The organism is Bacteroides sp. f07 (genome assembly GCF_042854785.1).
Classification (GTDB): Bacteria; Bacteroidota; Bacteroidia; order Bacteroidales; family Bacteroidaceae; genus Bacteroides.
Genome location: NZ_BAABXI010000002.1, coordinates 721424 through 740330 on the forward strand (window position 1 = coordinate 721424; position 18907 = coordinate 740330).

At 42.9% G+C, this 18907-nt stretch carries 9 protein-coding genes; 7 read left to right on the forward strand and 2 right to left on the reverse strand.

What is annotated here, in order from left to right; genetic code table 11:
- Nucleotides 1–148: 148 nt before the first annotated feature.
- The 5 genes from ACGHVY_RS17795 to ACGHVY_RS17815 all read left to right on the forward strand — a co-directional run bounded on the left by ACGHVY_RS17795 (nt 149) and on the right by ACGHVY_RS17815 (nt 9388).
- A complete protein-coding gene (locus ACGHVY_RS17795) occupies nt 149–2485 on the forward strand; it encodes a beta-galactosidase (protein WP_390600363.1) in 2337 nt (778 codons plus the stop codon).
- Between the two features lie 28 nt (nt 2486–2513).
- On the forward strand, nt 2514–3485 hold the full coding sequence (locus tag ACGHVY_RS17800) for a glycoside hydrolase family 43 protein (RefSeq protein WP_390600365.1): 972 nt from the start codon (nt 2514–2516) through the stop codon (nt 3483–3485).
- Nucleotides 3486–3678: 193 nt separating this feature from the next.
- The gene (locus ACGHVY_RS17805; protein WP_390600368.1) at nt 3679–6138 is read left to right on the forward strand and encodes an alpha-L-arabinofuranosidase C-terminal domain-containing protein; all 2460 of its coding nucleotides are present in this window, start codon (nt 3679–3681) and stop codon (nt 6136–6138) included.
- A gap of 4 nt (nt 6139–6142) precedes the next feature.
- Nucleotides 6143–8098 carry a glycoside hydrolase family 97 protein gene (locus ACGHVY_RS17810; protein ID WP_390600370.1) on the forward strand — a complete coding sequence of 652 codons (1956 nt, stop codon included), beginning with the start codon at nt 6143–6145 and terminating at the stop codon, nt 8096–8098.
- Nucleotides 8099–8248: 150 nt separating this feature from the next.
- Nucleotides 8249–9388: an ATP-binding protein gene (locus tag ACGHVY_RS17815; RefSeq protein ID WP_390600373.1), complete on the forward strand. Its 1140-nt coding sequence runs from the start codon at nt 8249–8251 to the stop codon at nt 9386–9388.
- Nucleotides 9389–9466: 78 nt separating this feature from the next.
- Here the strand turns inward: ACGHVY_RS17815 and ACGHVY_RS17820 are convergent, their stop codons facing one another.
- Entirely contained in the window at nt 9467–11134 is a 1668-nt protein-coding gene (locus ACGHVY_RS17820) for an ISL3 family transposase (RefSeq protein ID WP_390600375.1), read from the reverse strand.
- A 244-nt stretch (nt 11135–11378) separates the two neighbouring features.
- Here ACGHVY_RS17820 and ACGHVY_RS17825 point away from each other — a divergent pair, with 244 nt between their 5' ends.
- A complete protein-coding gene (locus ACGHVY_RS17825; RefSeq protein ID WP_390596623.1) occupies nt 11379–12506 on the forward strand; it encodes an ISAs1 family transposase in 1128 nt (375 codons plus the stop codon).
- A gap of 106 nt (nt 12507–12612) precedes the next feature.
- On the opposite strand, the gene ACGHVY_RS17830 is transcribed toward ACGHVY_RS17825, so the two are convergent.
- A complete protein-coding gene (locus ACGHVY_RS17830; protein WP_390599040.1) occupies nt 12613–14280 on the reverse strand; it encodes an ISL3 family transposase in 1668 nt (555 codons plus the stop codon).
- 329 nt (nt 14281–14609) lie between these two features.
- On the opposite strand from ACGHVY_RS17830, the gene ACGHVY_RS17835 reads away from it, so the two are divergent.
- On the forward strand, nt 14610–18761 hold the full coding sequence (locus ACGHVY_RS17835; protein WP_390600378.1) for a two-component regulator propeller domain-containing protein: 4152 nt from the start codon (nt 14610–14612) through the stop codon (nt 18759–18761).
- Nucleotides 18762–18907 lie beyond the last annotated feature (146 nt).

Here is an 18907-nt window from a genome sequence, read left to right on the forward strand (position 1 = left end):
CGGAAATATATAGAAATAAAGCAAAATAGCCCCTAATGGGGCTATTTTGCTTTATTTCCAACCCTTTTTGAATGATAATTATGCCCTCTCATTTAGGTGAATCGCCTACCTTTGCCGTATACTATTAAAATTCTATTTTGAATAAACCATGAAAAACAGATTGATTGCTTTACTGGTACTTTTTACAGTCATTATCTTTAGTAGTGCACAGGCACAAACTACTGCCCGTAAATTTGAGACTGGCAAGAATACATTCTTGCTCGACGGCAAGCCATTTGTGGTGAAAGCAGCCGAGCTGCATTACACCCGTATCCCGCAAGCATATTGGGACCATCGTATCGAAATGTGCAAAGCGTTGGGGATGAATACGATTTGTATCTATATCTTTTGGAATATCCATGAACAGGAAGAAGGAAAATTCGACTTCTCCGGTCAGAATGATATTGCCGCCTTTTGCCGTACCGCACAGAAACATGGCATGTATGTCATTGTCCGTCCCGGCCCATATGTATGTGCGGAATGGGAGATGGGCGGACTTCCCTGGTGGTTGTTGAAGAAAAAAGACGTGGCACTGCGTACGCTCGACCCTTATTATATGGAACGTGTAGGTATCTTTATGAAAGAAGTCGGCAAGCAACTGGCTCCGTTGCAAGTAAATAAAGGCGGTAATATCATCATGGTTCAGGTGGAAAATGAATATGGTTCTTACGGGACAGACAAGCCTTATGTATCTGCCGTACGTGATTTAGTCCGCGAATCCGGTTTCACCGATGTGCCTTTGTTCCAATGTGACTGGAGCAGTAACTTTACCAACAACGCGCTTGACGACCTGATTTGGACAGTAAACTTTGGAACAGGAGCCAATATCGACCAGCAATTTAAGAAACTCAAAGAACTTCGTCCCGAAACTCCTCTGATGTGTAGTGAATTTTGGAGTGGTTGGTTCGACCATTGGGGGCGTAAGCATGAGACGCGTCCTGCCAAGGATATGGTACAGGGCATTAAGGATATGCTCGACCGCAATATATCTTTCAGTCTCTACATGACTCATGGAGGAACTACTTTCGGGCATTGGGGTGGTGCAAACAATCCCGCCTATTCTGCCATGTGCAGCTCCTATGATTATGATGCGCCCATCAGTGAACCCGGTTGGACAACAGAGAAATACTTCCTATTGCGTGACTTGTTGAAAAACTATCTCCCGACTGGTGAAACCTTGCCGGAAGCTCCCGCTGCATTGCCTGTAATAGAGATTCCCGAATTTCACTTCACTAAAATAGCTCCGCTTTTCTCTAACCTGCCGGAAGCGAAACACTCGGTGGATATTCAACCGATGGAACAGTTCAACCAGGGGTGGGGAACAATCTTGTATCGCACGACATTGCCCGAAGCCACTACAACAGGCACAACCTTGAAGATTACAGAAGTGCACGACTGGGCACAGATATATGCCGACGGCAAGCTCCTGGCTCGTTTAGACCGTCGCAAAGGTGAATTTACAACCACGCTTCCCACACTAAAGAAAGGTACGCAACTGGATATTCTTGTTGAAGCGATGGGACGTGTCAACTTCGACAAATCCATCCACGACCGGAAAGGTATCACCGAAAAGGTGGAACTAATCTCCGGCAATCAGACGAAAGACCTGAAGAACTGGACAGTATATAACTTCCCGGTAGACTACTCTTTCATCAAAAACAAAAAGTATAGCGACACCAAAATCCTGCCGACCATGCCTGCCTACTACAAGAGCAGCTTTAAACTCGATAAAGTAGGAGATACCTTCCTCGACATGAGCACATGGGGTAAAGGTATGGTTTGGGTGAACGGTCATGCCATGGGACGTTTTTGGGAAATCGGTCCACAGCAAACCCTCTTCATGCCAGGCTGTTGGCTGAAAGAAGGAGAGAATGAAATCCTTGTCCTGGACTTGAAAGGCCCGGCAAAAGCTACTATCAAAGGCTTGAAGAAACCTATCCTCGATGTACTTCGTGAAAAAGCACCGGAAACACATCGCAAAGAAGGCGAAAAACTGAATTTGTCAACAGAGAAAGCCGTATACGAAGGCGCCTTTACTTCGGGTAACGGCTGGCAGGAAGTACGCTTCACTGCTCCGGTGAAAGGACGTTTCTTCTGTCTCGAAGCATTGTCTCCGCAAGCAAACGATAACATTGCCGCCATTGCAGAATTTGACGTATTAGGTGCGGACGGCAAACCGGTATCCCGCGAACACTGGAAGATTCGTTACGCCGACAGCGAAGAAACCCGCAGCGGCAACCGTACCGCCGATAAGATATTCGACTTGCAGGAATCCACTTTTTGGATGACAGTGGACAATGTCGCTTATCCTCACCACTTGGTGATTGACTTGAATAAAGTAGAAACAGTAACCGGATTCCGCTATCTGCCTCGTGCCGAAAAGAATTATCCGGGCATGATTAAAGAATACCGTGTGTATGTGAAACCTGCGGACTTCAAATATTAATCATTATAGACCAAGCATTGAATATTACATGAATATGAAGAAATATACCACCCTCTTGGCACTCCTTTTTATAGGAGTGCTAACCGGCTATTGCCAACAATCCGCCTACCTGTTTGTTTACTTCACCGGAAATAAGATGAGCGAAGAAGCCATCCGGATGGGCGTCAGCCTTGACGGATATAATTATAAAGCTCTGAATGGAAACCAGCCGATACTTGATTCCCGTGTGATAAGTTCTACGGGCGGAGTGCGCGACCCTCATATTCTGCGTTGCGAGGATGGCAAGACATTCTATATGGTGGTTACCGACATGGTATCCGGGAACGGATGGGAATCCAACCGTGCCATGGTATTATTAAAATCGAAAGACCTGGTGCACTGGACTTCCAACATCGTGAATATTCAGAAGAAATATCCCAATCAGGAAAACCTGAAACGTGTATGGGCTCCCCAAACCGTCTATGACAAGGAAGCCGGAAAATATATGGTATATTGGTCAATGAAACATGGCAATGGCGCAGATATTATTTATTATGCATACGCCAATAAGGACTTTACCGACCTCGAAGGCGAACCGAAACCCTTGTTTCTGCCGAAGAACGGAAAATCATGTATCGATGGCGACATCATCTATAAAGACGGGCTTTATCACCTGTTCTACAAAACGGAAGGAGATGGCAACGGAATCAAAAAAGCGACCACTGCCTCTTTAACTTCCGGACAATGGACCGAATCGGATGAATATAAGCAGCAGACAAAAGAAGCTGTGGAAGGTGCAGGCATCTTCCCGCTGACAGGCTCGGACAAATATATCCTGATGTACGATGTATATATGAAAGGCAAGTATCAGTTTACGGAAAGTACCGACCTGGAAAACTTTAAAGTAGTAGACCATGCTGTCAGCATGGATTTCCATCCCCGTCACGGCACAGTGATACCTGTCACCGGAAAGGAACTGAAACGCCTGTACAAGGCCTATGGAAAACCGGAAGGCCTATGACAAGCCGTAGCAAATCACGGCTTTACTACTGGAAAATCATACATACTACTGGAAAGGTGTACAAATTATTCTTGTTTACCTGTCGCTTGATATGCTTTTGAATAATAATTGGTAATTTTACACTTAAAAAGGCATTCGCTGTAACAGTGAAACTTTTATCTTTGCGATTGATAATCTTAATGATACTTATACCATGAGAAAATTATTCCTGCTGTCAGTTGTCTTGTTTTTATCGTTTCAACAGGTCACTTTAGCTGCAATCAAAGAAACGACGAATGTACCGGATTCTGTATCTCTTTTCTCCTACGCCACCCGGACTGACGACGGGCGGAGCGGACTTCGTTTTGCATGGAGCATGGACGGGAAACACTGGTTCGAGATAGGTCAGGGAACAGGCTATCTCCGTTGTGATTATAGTCGTTGGGGTTCACAGAAAAAGATGCTCGACCCATTCTTGAAACAGCTTCCCGATGGAGAATGGCTCTGTACCTGGAAACTGAATGCCCATGACGGATACGGACAGGCAAAATCAAAAGACTTGGTTTATTGGGAAAGCCAGAAGTATCCCCGTACAACTTCTGATTTTGAAGGCACAAGAACCAAGGCAATTATTGCCGGACAAGAACAGACAGGAAATATCAACCGGGTATCTTGGGCAATAGTGGACGAACTGACGAAGAGCTATGAAAGGAACCAATATCGAAACGCTTTGCATGCGGAACGTCCCGTACAGGACAAAGAGCGTTTCGCCGGACTGAAACCTGTAAAGGCTACCGTCACGGCGCAATCGGAAGAAACAAAGGAAATCAGTGATTTACTGTTGGGCATCTTCTTTGAGGATATCAACTACTCTGCCGATGGTGGCTTATATGCGGAATTGATTCAAAACAGGGATTTTGAATATGACCCGTCCGACCGTGAGGGGGATAAGAATTGGAACAGTACCCATTCCTGGAAATTAGAAGGGGAGAATGCGGCATTTACAATAAATACGTCGACCCCCATCCATCCGAATAACCCTCATTATGCTGTATTGGATATTAAGCAGCCGGGAGCTGTATTGACTAATACAGGTTTTGACGGGATAGCTCTTAAAGCTGCTGAAAAGTATAACATCTCTCTGTTTGGCCGTATTCCGGCAGGGTATAAGTCCAATAAGCTACTCATACGTTTGGTAGATGCCAATGGCACAGTACAGGGAGAAACCTCAATTACAGTTTCTTCCCGTTCATGGAAGAATTATAAAGCGGTATTGACCGCCAAAGCATCTGCTGATACACATTTGGAACTCCAACCGCAATCAGCAGGTGAAGTCGAACTGGATATGATTTCTCTCTTCCCGCAGAATACATTCAAAGGCAGAAAGAACGGACTGCGTGCCGATTTGGCTCAGACACTAGCTGATATGCATCCCCGCTTTGTTCGTTTCCCCGGTGGCTGTGTGGCTCACGGCGATGGTCTGAAGAATATCTATCAATGGAAAAATACGATTGGCCCGCTGGAAGCTCGCAAACCCGCCCGCAACCTTTGGGGATATCATCAAAGCATGGGACTGGGGTATTATGAATATTTCCAGTTCTGTGAAGACATAGGTGCCGAACCGCTGCCGGTACTTGCTGCCGGTGTTCCTTGTCAGAATTCCGCTTGTCACGGTGATTTGAGAGGCGGACAGCAAGGCGGGATTCCGATGAGTGAAATGCCGGCTTATATTCAGGATATTCTGGATTTGATAGAATGGGCGAACGGCGATGCCAAGAAAACAAAGTGGGGAAAAGTGCGTGCCGAAGCCGGACACCCGAAGCCTTTTAACTTGAAATATATTGGAATCGGTAATGAAGACCTTATCACCGATATCTTTGAAGAGCGTTTCACTATGATTTTCAATGCGATAAAAGAGAAATATCCCGAAATAACCGTTGTAGGTACTGTCGGCCCTTTCAATGAGGGCACGGATTATGTCGAAGGTTGGAAACTGGCGGATAAACTGGGTATTCCTATGGTAGACGAACATTATTATCAGTCTCCGGGCTGGTTCCTGCATAACCAGGACTTCTACGACAAATACGACCGCAGTAAAAAAACGAAAGTTTATCTGGGTGAATATGCCACCCATATCCCCGGACGAAAAGCCAATATGGAAACTGCACTGACCGAAGCTCTTTACCTGACTGCTTTGGAACGTAACGGAGACGTGGTGCACATGACTTCTTATGCTCCTTTGCTGGCGAAAGAAAAGCATACGCAATGGAGCCCGGATTTGATTTACTTCAATAACCGTGAAGTGAAACCGACTACCGGATATTATGTCCAGAAGCTATATGGACAGAATGCAGGTGACCACTATATCCCTTCACAGATAAATCTGGATAATCAGGACAACCGTGTGAAACTTCGTGTCGGTTCTTCCATTGTCCGTGATAGCAAGACCGGAGATGTGATTGTGAAATTAGTCAACTTATTGCCAGTCAGTGTGGAAACTGAAGTGCAACTGCTTGGAATTGACGGCATCCTGCCTTCTGCTACAAGAACTGTATTGGCAGGTGCACCGGAGACGACCCCGCTTCCGGTGACGGATATGGTAGAGGCAGGAACAAACTTCAAACAGCAATTACCCGCTTATTCATTTACAGTGATTCGTCTAAAAACAAAGTAATATTATGAAGAAATTGTTATGTATTTTAATAATGTTTCTCGGTCTGAACACTCTTGCTGCACAAGATGTAGTGGTAAAGGGACCGGATGAGAAACTGCAATTAGTAGTATTTGTGCAGAATGAAGAAAAGCCCTATTATTCCGTTACCTATAACGGAAAAACAATGCTGGAGAAATCTCCTTTAGGTATCAATACGAATATAGGAGATTTTACAAAAGACTTGAAACTGACCGGACACGCTGTTGAAGTGATAGACACGATGTATCAACAGACGCGCATCAAAACGTCCCAAATACATTATCGCGCCAATGAACTGACCTGTAATCTCGAGAATGCGCAAGGTCAAAAGATAGGACTTGTTTTTCGTGTAAGTGATAATGATATTGCTTTCCGCTATACTTTGCCGAGACAAAACGGGAAAGGGAGTGTTACCGTCAATAATGAACAGACCGGCTTCCGTTTCCCGCAACAGACTACTACTTTCCTGTGTCCGCAAAGCGACGCCATGATTGGCTGGAAACGTACGAAGCCGAGCTATGAAGAAGAATATAAAGCGGATGCGCCAATGAGCGAACGCTCGCAGTACGGACATGGATATACTTTCCCTTGTTTGTTCCGTATAGGTGATGATGGCTGGGTATTGGTTAGTGAGACAGGCGTGGACAGCCGCTATTGCGGTTCCCGTTTGAGTGATGTCAGTGAAGGCAATCTATATACTGTCGCGTTCCCGATGTCAGAAGAAAATAATGGCAACGGAACAGTTGCACCGGCATTTGCTCTGCCCGGAGCTACTCCCTGGCGTACTGTCACTGTCGGCGAAACCTTGAAGCCGATTGTAGAAACAACCGTTCCCTGGGACGTTGTAAGCCCTCTTTATGAGACGGAGTATGATTACCGTTTCGGACGTGGCACGTGGAGTTGGATTCTATGGCAGGATGACAGTATCAACTATGACGACCAAGTGCGTTACATTGATTTTGCTGCGGCTATGGGATATGAGTATGCGCTGATTGATAACTGGTGGGACACCAATATCGGACGTGACCGTATGAAATCCTTGGTTGACTATGCGCGTGGCAAAGGAGTGGAATTATTCTTGTGGTATAGCTCGTCCGGTTACTGGAATGACATCGAACAGGGACCGGTTAACCACATGGATAATGCAATCATCCGTAAGCGTGAAATGAAATGGTTGCAAAGTCTGGGCGTAAAAGGAATCAAAGTAGATTTCTTCGGTGGCGACAAACAAGAGACGATGCGGCTGTATGAAGGACTTTTGAGCGATGCGGACGACCATGGTCTGATGGTTATTTTCCACGGCTGCACATTGCCGCGCGGCTGGGAACGTATGTATCCCAATTATGTAGGTAGCGAAGCTGTATTGGCATCCGAAAATATGGTATTTAACCAGCACTTCTGCGATGAAGAAGCATTCAATACTTGCTTGCATCCGTTTATCCGCAATACGGTAGGCAGTATGGAATTTGGCAGCTGCTTCCTGAACAAGCGTCTGAACCGTAACAATGACGGTGGTACGACTCGTCGCACTACTGATATATTCCAATTGGCTACCACCGTTTTATTCCAGAATCCTGTTCAGAACTTTGCACTTGCTCCGAATAATCTGAATGATGTTTCTCCGGTTTGCATGGACTTTATGAAAGCAGTTCCCACCACTTGGGATGAAACACGTTTCATTGACGGGTATCCCGGAAAGTATGTAGTTTTGGCTCGTCGTCACGGTGACACTTGGTATGTCGCCGCCGTGAATGCCGGAAAAGAGCCGTTGAAACTGAAACTGGATTTGGAAATGTTTGCCGGAAAAACGATTTCTCTTTATAAAGATGATAAAAAGGGGGAGCCGCAACTTGTTCCGTTAAAGGTGAAGGAGAATGGTAAAGTACAATTGGAGGTTTATTCTCAGGGAGGGGTTGTGCTCTGTAGCCAATCTCGGGAGTAAAACATTGCCAAAACCGGAAGTTTTATAATAAAGGCTCGAATCAATTCTTTCAAATATTCCAATAAAGTTTTGGTAATGTCAATACTTATAGCGTAATTTGTGTAGCATAAAAAGTGCTACATTAATTGTGCTATGATTAATTGATTGAATATGAGAGATGTAAATAACCCATTTCTGATTTATGCCTATGCTGGTCCCAAGTACTTTTGTGACCGGGTAGAAGAAACAGAGCAATTAGTATCCGCTCTGCGAAACGGAAGAAACGTAACACTTATGAGCCCCCGGCGTATGGGGAAGACTGGATTGATACAAAATGCTTTTCATCAAATCCGGCAGGATTATCCGGATGCAGCCTGTTTCTATATGGATATTTTCTCAACGACTTGCCTGAATGATTTTATTATTCAGTTCGGGCAGACTGTTATCGGGAAATTGGATAACTTATCTCAGAAGACACTGGCAACAATTGGCAGCTTTTTTAAAAGTTGCCGTTTGGTGTTTTCTCCTGACGTATTGACGGGAGTTCCTCAGGCGACTCTTGACTTTCAGCCTTCTCAGGCACAGGCAACATTAAAAGAAATCTTTGATTATCTGGAACATTCAGGGAAAGAATGTTATATCGCCATTGACGAATTTCAGCAAATCACTGAATATCCGGAGAAGGGAGTGGAAGGCTTATTGCGTTCTTACATTCAATTTCTTCCTCATATACATTTTGTTTTTTCAGGAAGCAAACAACACTTGATGGCGGAAATGTTTGGTTCGGCTAAACGTCCTTTTTACCGGAGCACGGAGAAAATGAATCTGGCACCTATCCCGTTGGATAGTTATTCTCTATTTGCCATACGTTGGATGAAGGCAGGGGGAAAAGAACTGGACAACGAGCTTTTTCAGAAGATTTATCAGCGCTTCAATGGGCATACATGGTATGTGCAATATGTATTGAACCGACTTTACGAGCAGAAGATTGCCGTTTTGAATGAAACCCTGTTTGAGAAATGCCTGGTGGATATCGTTCGTTCCGAAGTCGATGAATATCAACGTTTATATGGAATGCTGACCGAAAACCAGTCAACTCTGTTGCGCGCTATCGCGAGGGAGCGGATTGTTACAGCTATTAATAGCTCTGCCTTTATGAAGAAATATGGGCTGAAAGGTTCAAGCAGTATCAATACTGCTCTTAAATTTCTTATTAGCAAAGAATATGTGTTCAAGTTGGAAGAAGGTTATTGTGTGTATGACCGTTTTATGGAATTGTGGTTGCAGACGTTGCCTTATAGTTGCAGGTAAAATGTTCTATTTTTAAGAATTAAGCCCGCGCCACTAAAACGTATTTTTGGTTCTTCGTCAAATTTGGTGGTACTTCTTCTATTGTGAATAAAGAATCTTGGCTCTCAGTAGTTTACTTCCTGCCCTATTGTACATCTGTCTTTTTACCGCTTTAATTTTATTCACAGTCCCCTCCAGTAATCCGTTACTGAAGGGGATATCAATAGCTGCCTGTACTGCCTCCCAGTCTTTTTCAATACCATATGCAAAGTTCGTCAGTGCCATATTCCGTGTTGCCTTCGCTTTTTCAATCCACTTTCTAATATCCTTATCATAAGTGTTCCCATTAATCATATCTCTGAAATTCTGACACACGCCTAAGAGTTCTTTAATCTGTGGTGAGGACTTATACAGTTCCGCTAGTTTAGGATTATCCGATTCTCCCTTTAGAATGTATTTGCGTATCTGATTCTGTGAAACTCTTTGTGTTTTACTTCCGTTTTCAATGCTCTCATTATGCTCCTTGACTTCCTTCCTCTTTTGTTGATACATTTTTCGCAAGCTGGATGTTATCCTTCCAATAAGTGCGCCACTGATTTTACTCCCCATTTTTTGTGCCAATATTTTTCGGGTAATACAGCCCGCACTAATGATTGTAGCCAGTTCGGATACATATTTAAGAGCTGTCTTCTGTTGCTCATTCAAGTATGCCCCTATTCTCCTGTTGTGAATGAGCTTATAAATGTAGCGACTTTTCTTGCCCAAATGTGTGGCTGTCTGCTCAATGGTCATCCCCTGCATTTTTAAGTTCAGGCTTTCCCTGTATATCTTCAATTTTTCTCTGTGTCGGACATCTCCCATGTTAAATATGTCCTGAAGAATTAACGAAGAAGCCGTGTCTCTGTCAGGATATTCGTACTTGAGCTTTTTCTTGGTCTGACGAATCATTTTCTCTATTTCCGGTATCATCGTGTCCGTCATATTCTTGGTTAGATGGAACCGGTCGCAGATTTGTGTAACACCAGGGATTATTCTGTTTATAGCCTCTGTGAAACATCTTCCACGGTCTCTCGTTATATATTGTATCTGAGGATTCCGGGTGAGCCAGTTATCAAGCGCTTCTCCGCTTCTATCCTCTAACAAAGCAATAGGCATGTGTGTCATCTGGTCTACGACCACACTCATATAATCCTTACCTTTTTTATAGGCAAAATCATCAATACCTACATAAATACTTTTATTATGCATAGGATTATGTTGCCCGTACTGTTGTAGGATGCGTAAGCAGGAAGAGCTACTGGCCGTTATATGGAACAGTTGCAAAAGAGAAGAGGCCTTTCGGGAAGTAAGTTCCAAGCTTATCGATCTGATGCGTTCCTCAACAAGATAGCTCCGTCTACCATACCGACGAGCCAGAAAAGACAACGGTTCGCAGAATATTTTTTGCGGACAAGAAACATTGTCACAATAATATTTACCAACCTTGATGACTAACTCCAAACTATGACCGTAAACTTCAAGATCCTGAATATGACGGGAGTAGTAACTGTGCAACCGGTGACTGAAATGTCCGCAATAAGGACAGGAAGCCCCCTTGCCAGCCGTATGTAAAAAGACCCTCAATGAGCCAACTGCTTCAGAGATACCATCTTGTTGCAGATTATCGTAGCCAAGACTGAATCTGAAATCATGGAATAATCCCCTATTTGTAGGAGTATTTTCTTTTTTTGATGTATATTTGTACGTTGTAGATATGGCTTGTTGCATGGTAACATCTTAATGATGTGGTGTCTTTAAAGTTACTAAAAAGCAAACATATCTACAACTTTTATAGGATTAAGGAAGAAGAAGAGGAAAACCATCGAAATAAAAAAGAGATTCAGGGCAACCGCTCAATAATCTCTACATAGTTTTGACTTTTTTCAGCTTCTCTCTGAAAAACCTATAAAACCTTTTTTCCTGTGTTGTTCTATGCCTATATTTGTTCTGCAATCTCAAACTATATCGCCATATGAACCTACAAGAGTTTTCATCTTATGTTCCTGATGTTCGTAATGAAAAGAATCAAGTGTATACGGTCGAAGAAATCGTATTTATTGCGATGGTTTCAGTTCTTTGTGGTGCTGAAACCTGGAATGAAATAGAAATATTTGGTAATAGTCATGAAGAATATTTCAAGAACCGTCTTCCTCATTTATCAGGTATTCCCTCAGAAGATACTTTCAACCGTTTTTTCACTTTGTTGGATATTGAATGGTTTGAAGAAATTTTCCGCCTTTGGATTAATGATATTTGCAGTCAGCTTCCCGGTGTCGTTGCTATAGATGGCAAGGCTGTATGCCAAACTCCCCATTCAAAGGGGCATGGGATGAAAGATCGTTTATATATGGTCAGTGCATGGGCCGTACGCAATGGCCTTTGTCTGGGACAACAAAAAGTGGATGGAAAATCCAATGAAATAACTGCTATCCCTGAGCTGATAAAGGCTCTTGACCTGACACAGTGTATTGTGACCATTGATGCTGTTGGTTGTCAAAAAGCAATAACAGAGACAATTATAGATGCAGAAGCGGATTATATCCTGTGCGTTAAAGACAATCAGAAGAAACTCAAAGCTCAGATATTCTCTCTGCTCACAGAAGAAGACCGGATTTATCTGCCTTATAAGCAAAGCTATTTCCAACAGAATGACGGTCATGGCAGAAAAGAATACAGAGAATGTGTTTGTGATGCCGCTTTTTACCCGGAGCATTTTTATGCCGGTTGGAAGGGGATAAAAACTATAGCGAAAATAACATGTGTCAGGCAGGTTGGCAATGCAGAACCAACAACAGAAACAAGATGCTATATTTCTTCTTTGCCACAAGACCCGAAATTGATTCTGGAATCGGTCAGGTCACATTGGCAGGTGGAAAATAACTTGCATTGGCAATTAGATGTTTCCTTTAGAGAAGATTACACTAGAAAAACGGATAATGCAGCAGTTAACTTTTCACTCATGTGCAAAATGGCTCTTATCTTATTAAAGCAAAGTAAAAAGAAGATAGGGATAGCAGGAAAAAGAAAACTATGCGGGTGGGATGAGAAATACAGAGATGAAATACTCGGTATTCAAAGAATTATACCACCCGAAGAATAAAAAGATAACATGTAGAGATTATTGAGCGGTTGCCCTGAAAAGAGATTACCACCAAATTTGACGAAGAACCGTATTTGGTTCTTCGTCAAATTTGGTGGTACTTCTTCTATTGTGAATAAAGAATCTTGGCTCTCAGTAGTTTAGTTCCTGCCCTATTGTACATCTGTCTTTTTACCGCTTTAATTTTATTCACTGTCCCCTCCAATAATCCGTTACTGAAGGGGATATCAATAGCTGCCTGTACTGCCTCCCAGTCTTTTTCAATACCATATGCAAAGTTCGTCAGTGCCATATTCCGTGTTGCCTTCGCTTTTTCAATCCACTTTCTAATATCCTTATCATAAGTATTCCCATTAATCATATCTCTGAAATTCTGACACACGCTTAAGAGTTCTTTAATCTGTGGTGAGGATTTATACAGTTCCGCTAGTTTAGGATTATCCGATTTTCCCTTTAGAATGTATTTGCGTATCTGATTCTGTGAAACTCTCTGTGTTTTACTTCCGTTTTCAATGCTCTCATTATGCTCCTTGACTTCCTTCCTCTTTTGTTGATACATTTTTCGCAAGCTTGATGTTATCCTTCCAATAAGTGCGCCACTGATTTTACTCCCCATTTTTTGTGCCAATATTTTTCGGGTAATACAGCCCGCACTAATGATTGTAGCCAGTTCGGATACATATTTAAGAGCTGTCTTCTGTTGCTCATTCAAGTATGCCCCTATTCTCCTGTTGTGAATGAGTTTATAAATGTAGCGACTTTTCTTGCCCAAATGTGTGGCTGTCTGCTCAATGGTCATCCCCTGCATTTTTAAGTTCAGGCTTTCCCTGTATATCTTCAATTTTTCTCTGTGTCGGACATCTCCCATGTTAAATATGTCCTGAAGAATTAACGAAGAAGCCGTGTCTCTGTCAGGATATTCGTACTTGAGCTTTTTCTTGGTCTGACGAATCATTTTCTCTATTTCCGGTATCATCGTGTCCGTCATATTCTTGGTTAGATGGAACCGGTCGCAGATTTGTGTAACACCAGGGATTATTCTGTTTATAGCCTCTGTGAAACATCTTCCACGGTCTCTCGTTATATATTGTATTTGAGGATTCCGGATAAGCCAGTTATCAAGCGCTTCTCCGCTTCTATCCTCTAACAAAGCAATAGGCATGTGTGTCATCTGGTCTACGACCACACTCATATAATCCTTACCTTTTTTATAGGCAAAATCATCAATACCTACATAAATACTTTTATTATGCATAGGATTATGTTGCCCGCACTGTTGTAGGATGCGTAAGCAGGAAGAGCTACTGGCCGTTATATGGAACAGTTGCAAAAGAGAAGAGGCCTTTCGAGAAGTAAGTTCCAAGCTTATCGATCTGATGCGTTCCTCAACAAGATAGCTCCGTCTACCATACCGACGAGCCAGAAAAGACAACGGTTCGCAGAATATTTTTTGCGGACAAGAAACATTGTCACAATAATATTTGCCAACCTTTATGACTAACTCCAAAGCATGATCGTAAACTTCAAGATCCTGAATATGACGGGAGTAGTAACTGTGCAACCGGTGACTGAAATGTCCGCAATAAGGACAGGAAGCCCCCTTGCCAGCCGTATGTAAAAAGACCCTCAATGAGCCAACAGCTTCAGAGATACCATCTTGTTGCAGATTATCGTAGCCAAGACTGAAGCTGAAATCATGGAATAATCCCCTATTTGTAGGAGTGTTTTCTTTTTTTGATGTATATTTGTACGTTGTAGATATGGCTTGTTGCATGGTAACTTTTAATGATGTGGTGTCTTTAAAGTTACTAAAAAGCAAACATATCTACAACTTTTTATAGGATTAAGAAAGAAGAAGACCGTTGAAATAAAAAAGAGATTACCACCAAATTTGACGAAGAACCAAAAATCTTTTCTGGTTGCCATTTTAGTAATACGAAATAATTAATCGAATATGAGAGAACTAAATAATCTATTCAAAGAGGGACAGGTGCTCTTTAAAGAACATTATTTGCATTCTATACAGACAAAAACGACCGATAATTCTACATTCGGATAAATAAAATATTCTACATTTGTGACTGTTACTAATCTTTGAAAAACATGAAAAATACGACAAGGATTTATGCTTGCTTTAAGAGAGCATTTTTATTTTTTGTTTTACTGTTAATGGTTGAGGTGTCTGATGCTGCCATATCTCATGCTGTAACGTCTCATTTTAATTTCAAGCAGCTCACCATATTCAATAGCCTTCTCACGGATGAAGTACAGAAAGTCCATCAGGACAAGGACGGATTTATGTGGTTTGCCACCCGTTATGGCTTTTTTAAGTACGACGGTTACCGGACTACGCTTTATAAATCCAACCTGTATTCTCCCGGCTTGCTTACAAATAATAATATTTATTGCCTGGGCGATGATAACGAATTTAATCTTTGGATTGGTACTCAGGAAGGATTAAACGTACTGAACAAGAAAACCGGTGAGATACGTAAATTCCAGTCCCCCGTCATTCCTAACAATATAGTTTCCTGTTTATTGGTGACCCGGGATAATAGTGTTTGGATAGGAACTGATTCCGGACTCTGCCGATATATAGCCGAACGTGATTCTTTTGCAGTGTACGAGGCAGAAGCAACCGGTGGAGTGCTGAACTACACAGCCATCAAGTCACTCTACGAAGATTCGGATGGAGACTTATGGATTGGAACCTGGGAAGCGGGGCTTTACCGCTATTCTCCGGGTGAAGAAAAGTTTTATGCTTATCCTGCAATAAGCGACCGTAATTCGGCCCATGTAATCTATGAAGATTGTTATAAAAATATTTGGGTAGGCAGTTGGGCGCAGGGGCTTTTCAAAGTCTTGAATCCTAAAGACATGGCGAACGTTTCTTATGTCAACTATACGCACAAGACAGGCGACGCGAATTCCCTGTCAGACAATATCGTTTATGATATTTCGGAAGATGCCTATGCAAACACATTGTGGATTGGTACGCGTAGCGGCCTTAGTGTGATGGAACAGGAAAAACCGGGAGTCTTTATCAATTACAATTCGAAGAATTCTCTTTATCATATCCCTTGTGATGAAATCAATTCTATCTTCCGGGATAGTTTTGGCAATATGTGGCTCGGTTCCATCGGGGGCGGTATCCTGATGACCGATACTTATGAACCTCTATTTATCCGCCATAGTCTTAATCTTCAGGATGAAGACATTCCCACCACATCGGTGAAAGCCTTGTTTGTAGACTCGGAACGTAATATTTGGCTGGGAATAGGAACTTATGGACTCGCTCGCCAGGACTATACCACAGGAGAGTTGACGCTCTATTCGCATATGCCCGAATTTGCCGATATAGCATCCGTTCCGACGATAAATTCCATCATCCAAAGGAGAAACGGAGAAATATGGTTCGGTACTTATGACGGCGGACTTTTTATTTACCGCAAAGGCGAGAAAGTAAAAAATCTGCTTCCTGATGATTGTGACTTCATAGGCACTTCATGTGTATCCGCGCTTTACGAAGACGAAGCCGGCAATTGTTGGGTAGGTACCCGCGGAAGTCTTGGGATAAGAATGGCAGACGGCAAAGGGTATAAATTCGGATGGATGGACTTCGGCGACGGTTATTCTACGAACTGGATTTTTGTGAAAGATATTATAGAAGATAAAGACCATAATATATGGATAGCCACGTCAAACTTCGGAATTATCCATATTACAGGTGACCTCAACCAGCCTTCCACATTGAAGTACGCCAATTATAGCTTTCGTAATGGCAAATTACTGACCAACACCGTACTGTGTCTTTTCACCGACCAGCTTGGAAGATTATGGGCCGGAACGGAAGGGGGCGGACTATACCTCTACAACCGTGAAAAACAGCTTTTTGAAGAAAAGAACCGTGAATATAACATTCCGGGCGATATGGTGGGAAGCATTGAAGAAGATAAGAAAGGAAATCTTTGGCTGGGTACGAATGCGGGACTCGTGAAGCTGAGTGTACAGACAGCAGGAAAAGAACCTTCTGTCCGGGTATATACGGCAGCCGACGGATTGCAGGATAATTTCTTTATCGCCCAATCTTCCTGCAACTGGGACGGAGAGCTTTTCTTCGGTGGATACAAAGGATATAATAGTTTCTTCCCCGACCATATGGAAGACCGTCAATGCGAAGTTCCCTTCCTGATTACGGATATTAAAATATACAATCGCTCTTTCAATACACTTCCTAAGGAAGTCAGACAGCGGATTTCTCCCTATATGCCCTCTTTCACCGAGCGGATAGAACTGCCGCATGAATACAATAATTTCAGTATAGAATTTGCCGCGCTCACTTATAAAAATCCTGAACTGAATCAGTATGCGTATCGACTGGATGGCTTCGATAAGGAGTGGCAATATACCAATGCCGAACGACGCTTTGCTTACTACAACAACCTGAAAAGCGGAACTTATAAATTCCAGTTGAAGGCTGCCAACGAGAACGGAATGTGGAGCGGCTATATCCGCGAGTTGACCGTCGTGGTACTTCCTCCCTTGTGGGCGACTTGGTGGGCTTACCTTATTTATATAACCATCGTACTTATTATAGGCTTCTATCTGTATCGTGCAGCCAAGAATCGTATATTATTGCGAAACGAACTTCGCTTGCGTAAAATGGAAAAGGCAAAAGCGGAAGAGCTGAATCATGCCAAGTTGCAGTTCTTCACCAATATTACTCATGAATTACTGACGCCGCTGACTATCATTTCCGCCACAGTAGACGAGTTGAAAGTTCAGGCTCCCGACCATGACGACCTCTATTCTGTAATGGGAAGTAATATTCGCCGGCTGATTCGACTTTTGCAGCAGATACTGGAATTCCGTAAGGCAGAGACAGGCAATCTCAAACTCCGTGTATCACCGGGGGACATTGCGGCTTTTGTCAGGAATGAAGCCGAGAGTTTCCAACCATTAATCAAAAAGAGGAAAATACACTTCTCCGTTATCTGTGACCCGGATTCCGTCATCGGCTATTTCGACCCGGACAAACTGGATAAGATTATCTATAATCTCCTTTCCAATGCAGCCAAGTATAACCGTGAGAACGGATATATACAGGTAAACCTTTCTTATGCGGACAATCAGGATTTTATTCTTCTCCGCATCAAAGATAATGGAAAAGGAATCGCGAAGGAAAAGCAGAAAACCCTCTTCCAACGCTTCTACGAAGGTGATTACCGACGGTCGAATACTATCGGTACGGGCATCGGGCTTTCATTGGTCAAAGACCTGGTGGAGTTGCACGGCGGAACAATCACCGTAGAAAGTGAAATGGACAGAGGTACGGAATTTATTGTCATGCTGCCTATCGACCGTTCTTATTTCGAAGAAGAGCAGATAGATGATGAAGCGATTCTTCCCGTACAAAAAGTGATTGATTATGAAGAGCCGGAAGAAGTTGTTCATGTTCCGTCTGCCGGCAATGAAGAAAACACAATTCTGCTGGTAGAAGATAATGAAGAATTGTTGCAGTTGATGGTGAAACTTCTGAAGCGTGATTACAATGTTTTCACTGCCGAGAATGGGAAAGAGGCGATTGTCGTTTTAGAGAATGAGGACATCGACCTGATTGTTTCGGATGTGATGATGCCTGAGATGGACGGTATAGAGTTCTGCAAATATGTGAAAGGGAAATTGGAAATCAGCCATATTCCGGTCATCTTACTGACCGCCAAGAATAAGGAAGAAGACCGTGCGGAAGCCTATGAAGTGGGAGCAGATGCTTTTCTCAGCAAACCGTTTAATCTGGCAGTGCTGCATGCCCGCATCCGCAATCTGTTGAAGTATAAGGAAAGAATGGCGCATGACTTCAAAAATCAACTCGTTTTTGAGGTGAAAGACTTGAACTACACCAGCCTTGATGAAGATTTTATGCAACGTGCCATCACGTGTGTGAATAATCATTTGGATGATTGCGACTTCGACCAGCCGCAGTTTGCTGAAGAAATGAGAACCAGTAAATCTACCTTATATAAGAAACTGAAGTCTTTGACGGGACTCAACACGTCCGCCTTTATCCGTAATGTTCGCCTGAAAGCGGCTTGCCGGATTATGGAAGAAAAAGGAACGGCAGTGCGCGTATCCGAATTAGCGTATGCGGTAGGATTTAATGACCCCAAATATTTCAGTTCCTGCTTCAAGAAAGAATTCGGAATGTTACCTTCCGAATATATCGAACGTTTTATTCAGAATGAAGAGAAGGATTGATTCCTTCTCTTTTATTTGTCCGGTATATTGCCGTCGTGAGAGGGCTTTTTATGTCGAATTATCATTCAATTTAGTGGAATATCTAAAATTCAACCTCGAATAAGTATGATTGGAGTCCGGTTGGAGGGCGATTGCCTATGTTTGCA

Excerpts from the sequence above, each read along its gene's own strand:
- ACGHVY_RS17795 (WP_390600363.1), top strand. The coding sequence starts at position 149 with ATGAAAAACAGATTGATTGCTTTACTGGTACTTTTTACAGTCATTATC.
- ACGHVY_RS17800 (WP_390600365.1), top strand. The coding sequence starts at position 2,514 with ATGAATATGAAGAAATATACCACCCTCTTGGCACTCCTTTTTATAGGA.
- ACGHVY_RS17805 (WP_390600368.1), top strand. The coding sequence starts at position 3,679 with ATGAGAAAATTATTCCTGCTGTCAGTTGTCTTGTTTTTATCGTTTCAA.
- ACGHVY_RS17810 (WP_390600370.1), top strand. The coding sequence starts at position 6,143 with ATGAAGAAATTGTTATGTATTTTAATAATGTTTCTCGGTCTGAACACT.
- ACGHVY_RS17815 (WP_390600373.1), top strand. The coding sequence starts at position 8,249 with ATGAGAGATGTAAATAACCCATTTCTGATTTATGCCTATGCTGGTCCC.
- ACGHVY_RS17820 (WP_390600375.1), bottom strand. The coding sequence starts at position 11,134 with ATGCAACAAGCCATATCTACAACGTACAAATATACATCAAAAAAAGAA.
- ACGHVY_RS17825 (WP_390596623.1), top strand. The coding sequence starts at position 11,379 with ATGAACCTACAAGAGTTTTCATCTTATGTTCCTGATGTTCGTAATGAA.
- ACGHVY_RS17830 (WP_390599040.1), bottom strand. The coding sequence starts at position 14,280 with ATGCAACAAGCCATATCTACAACGTACAAATATACATCAAAAAAAGAA.
- ACGHVY_RS17835 (WP_390600378.1), top strand. The coding sequence starts at position 14,610 with ATGAAAAATACGACAAGGATTTATGCTTGCTTTAAGAGAGCATTTTTA.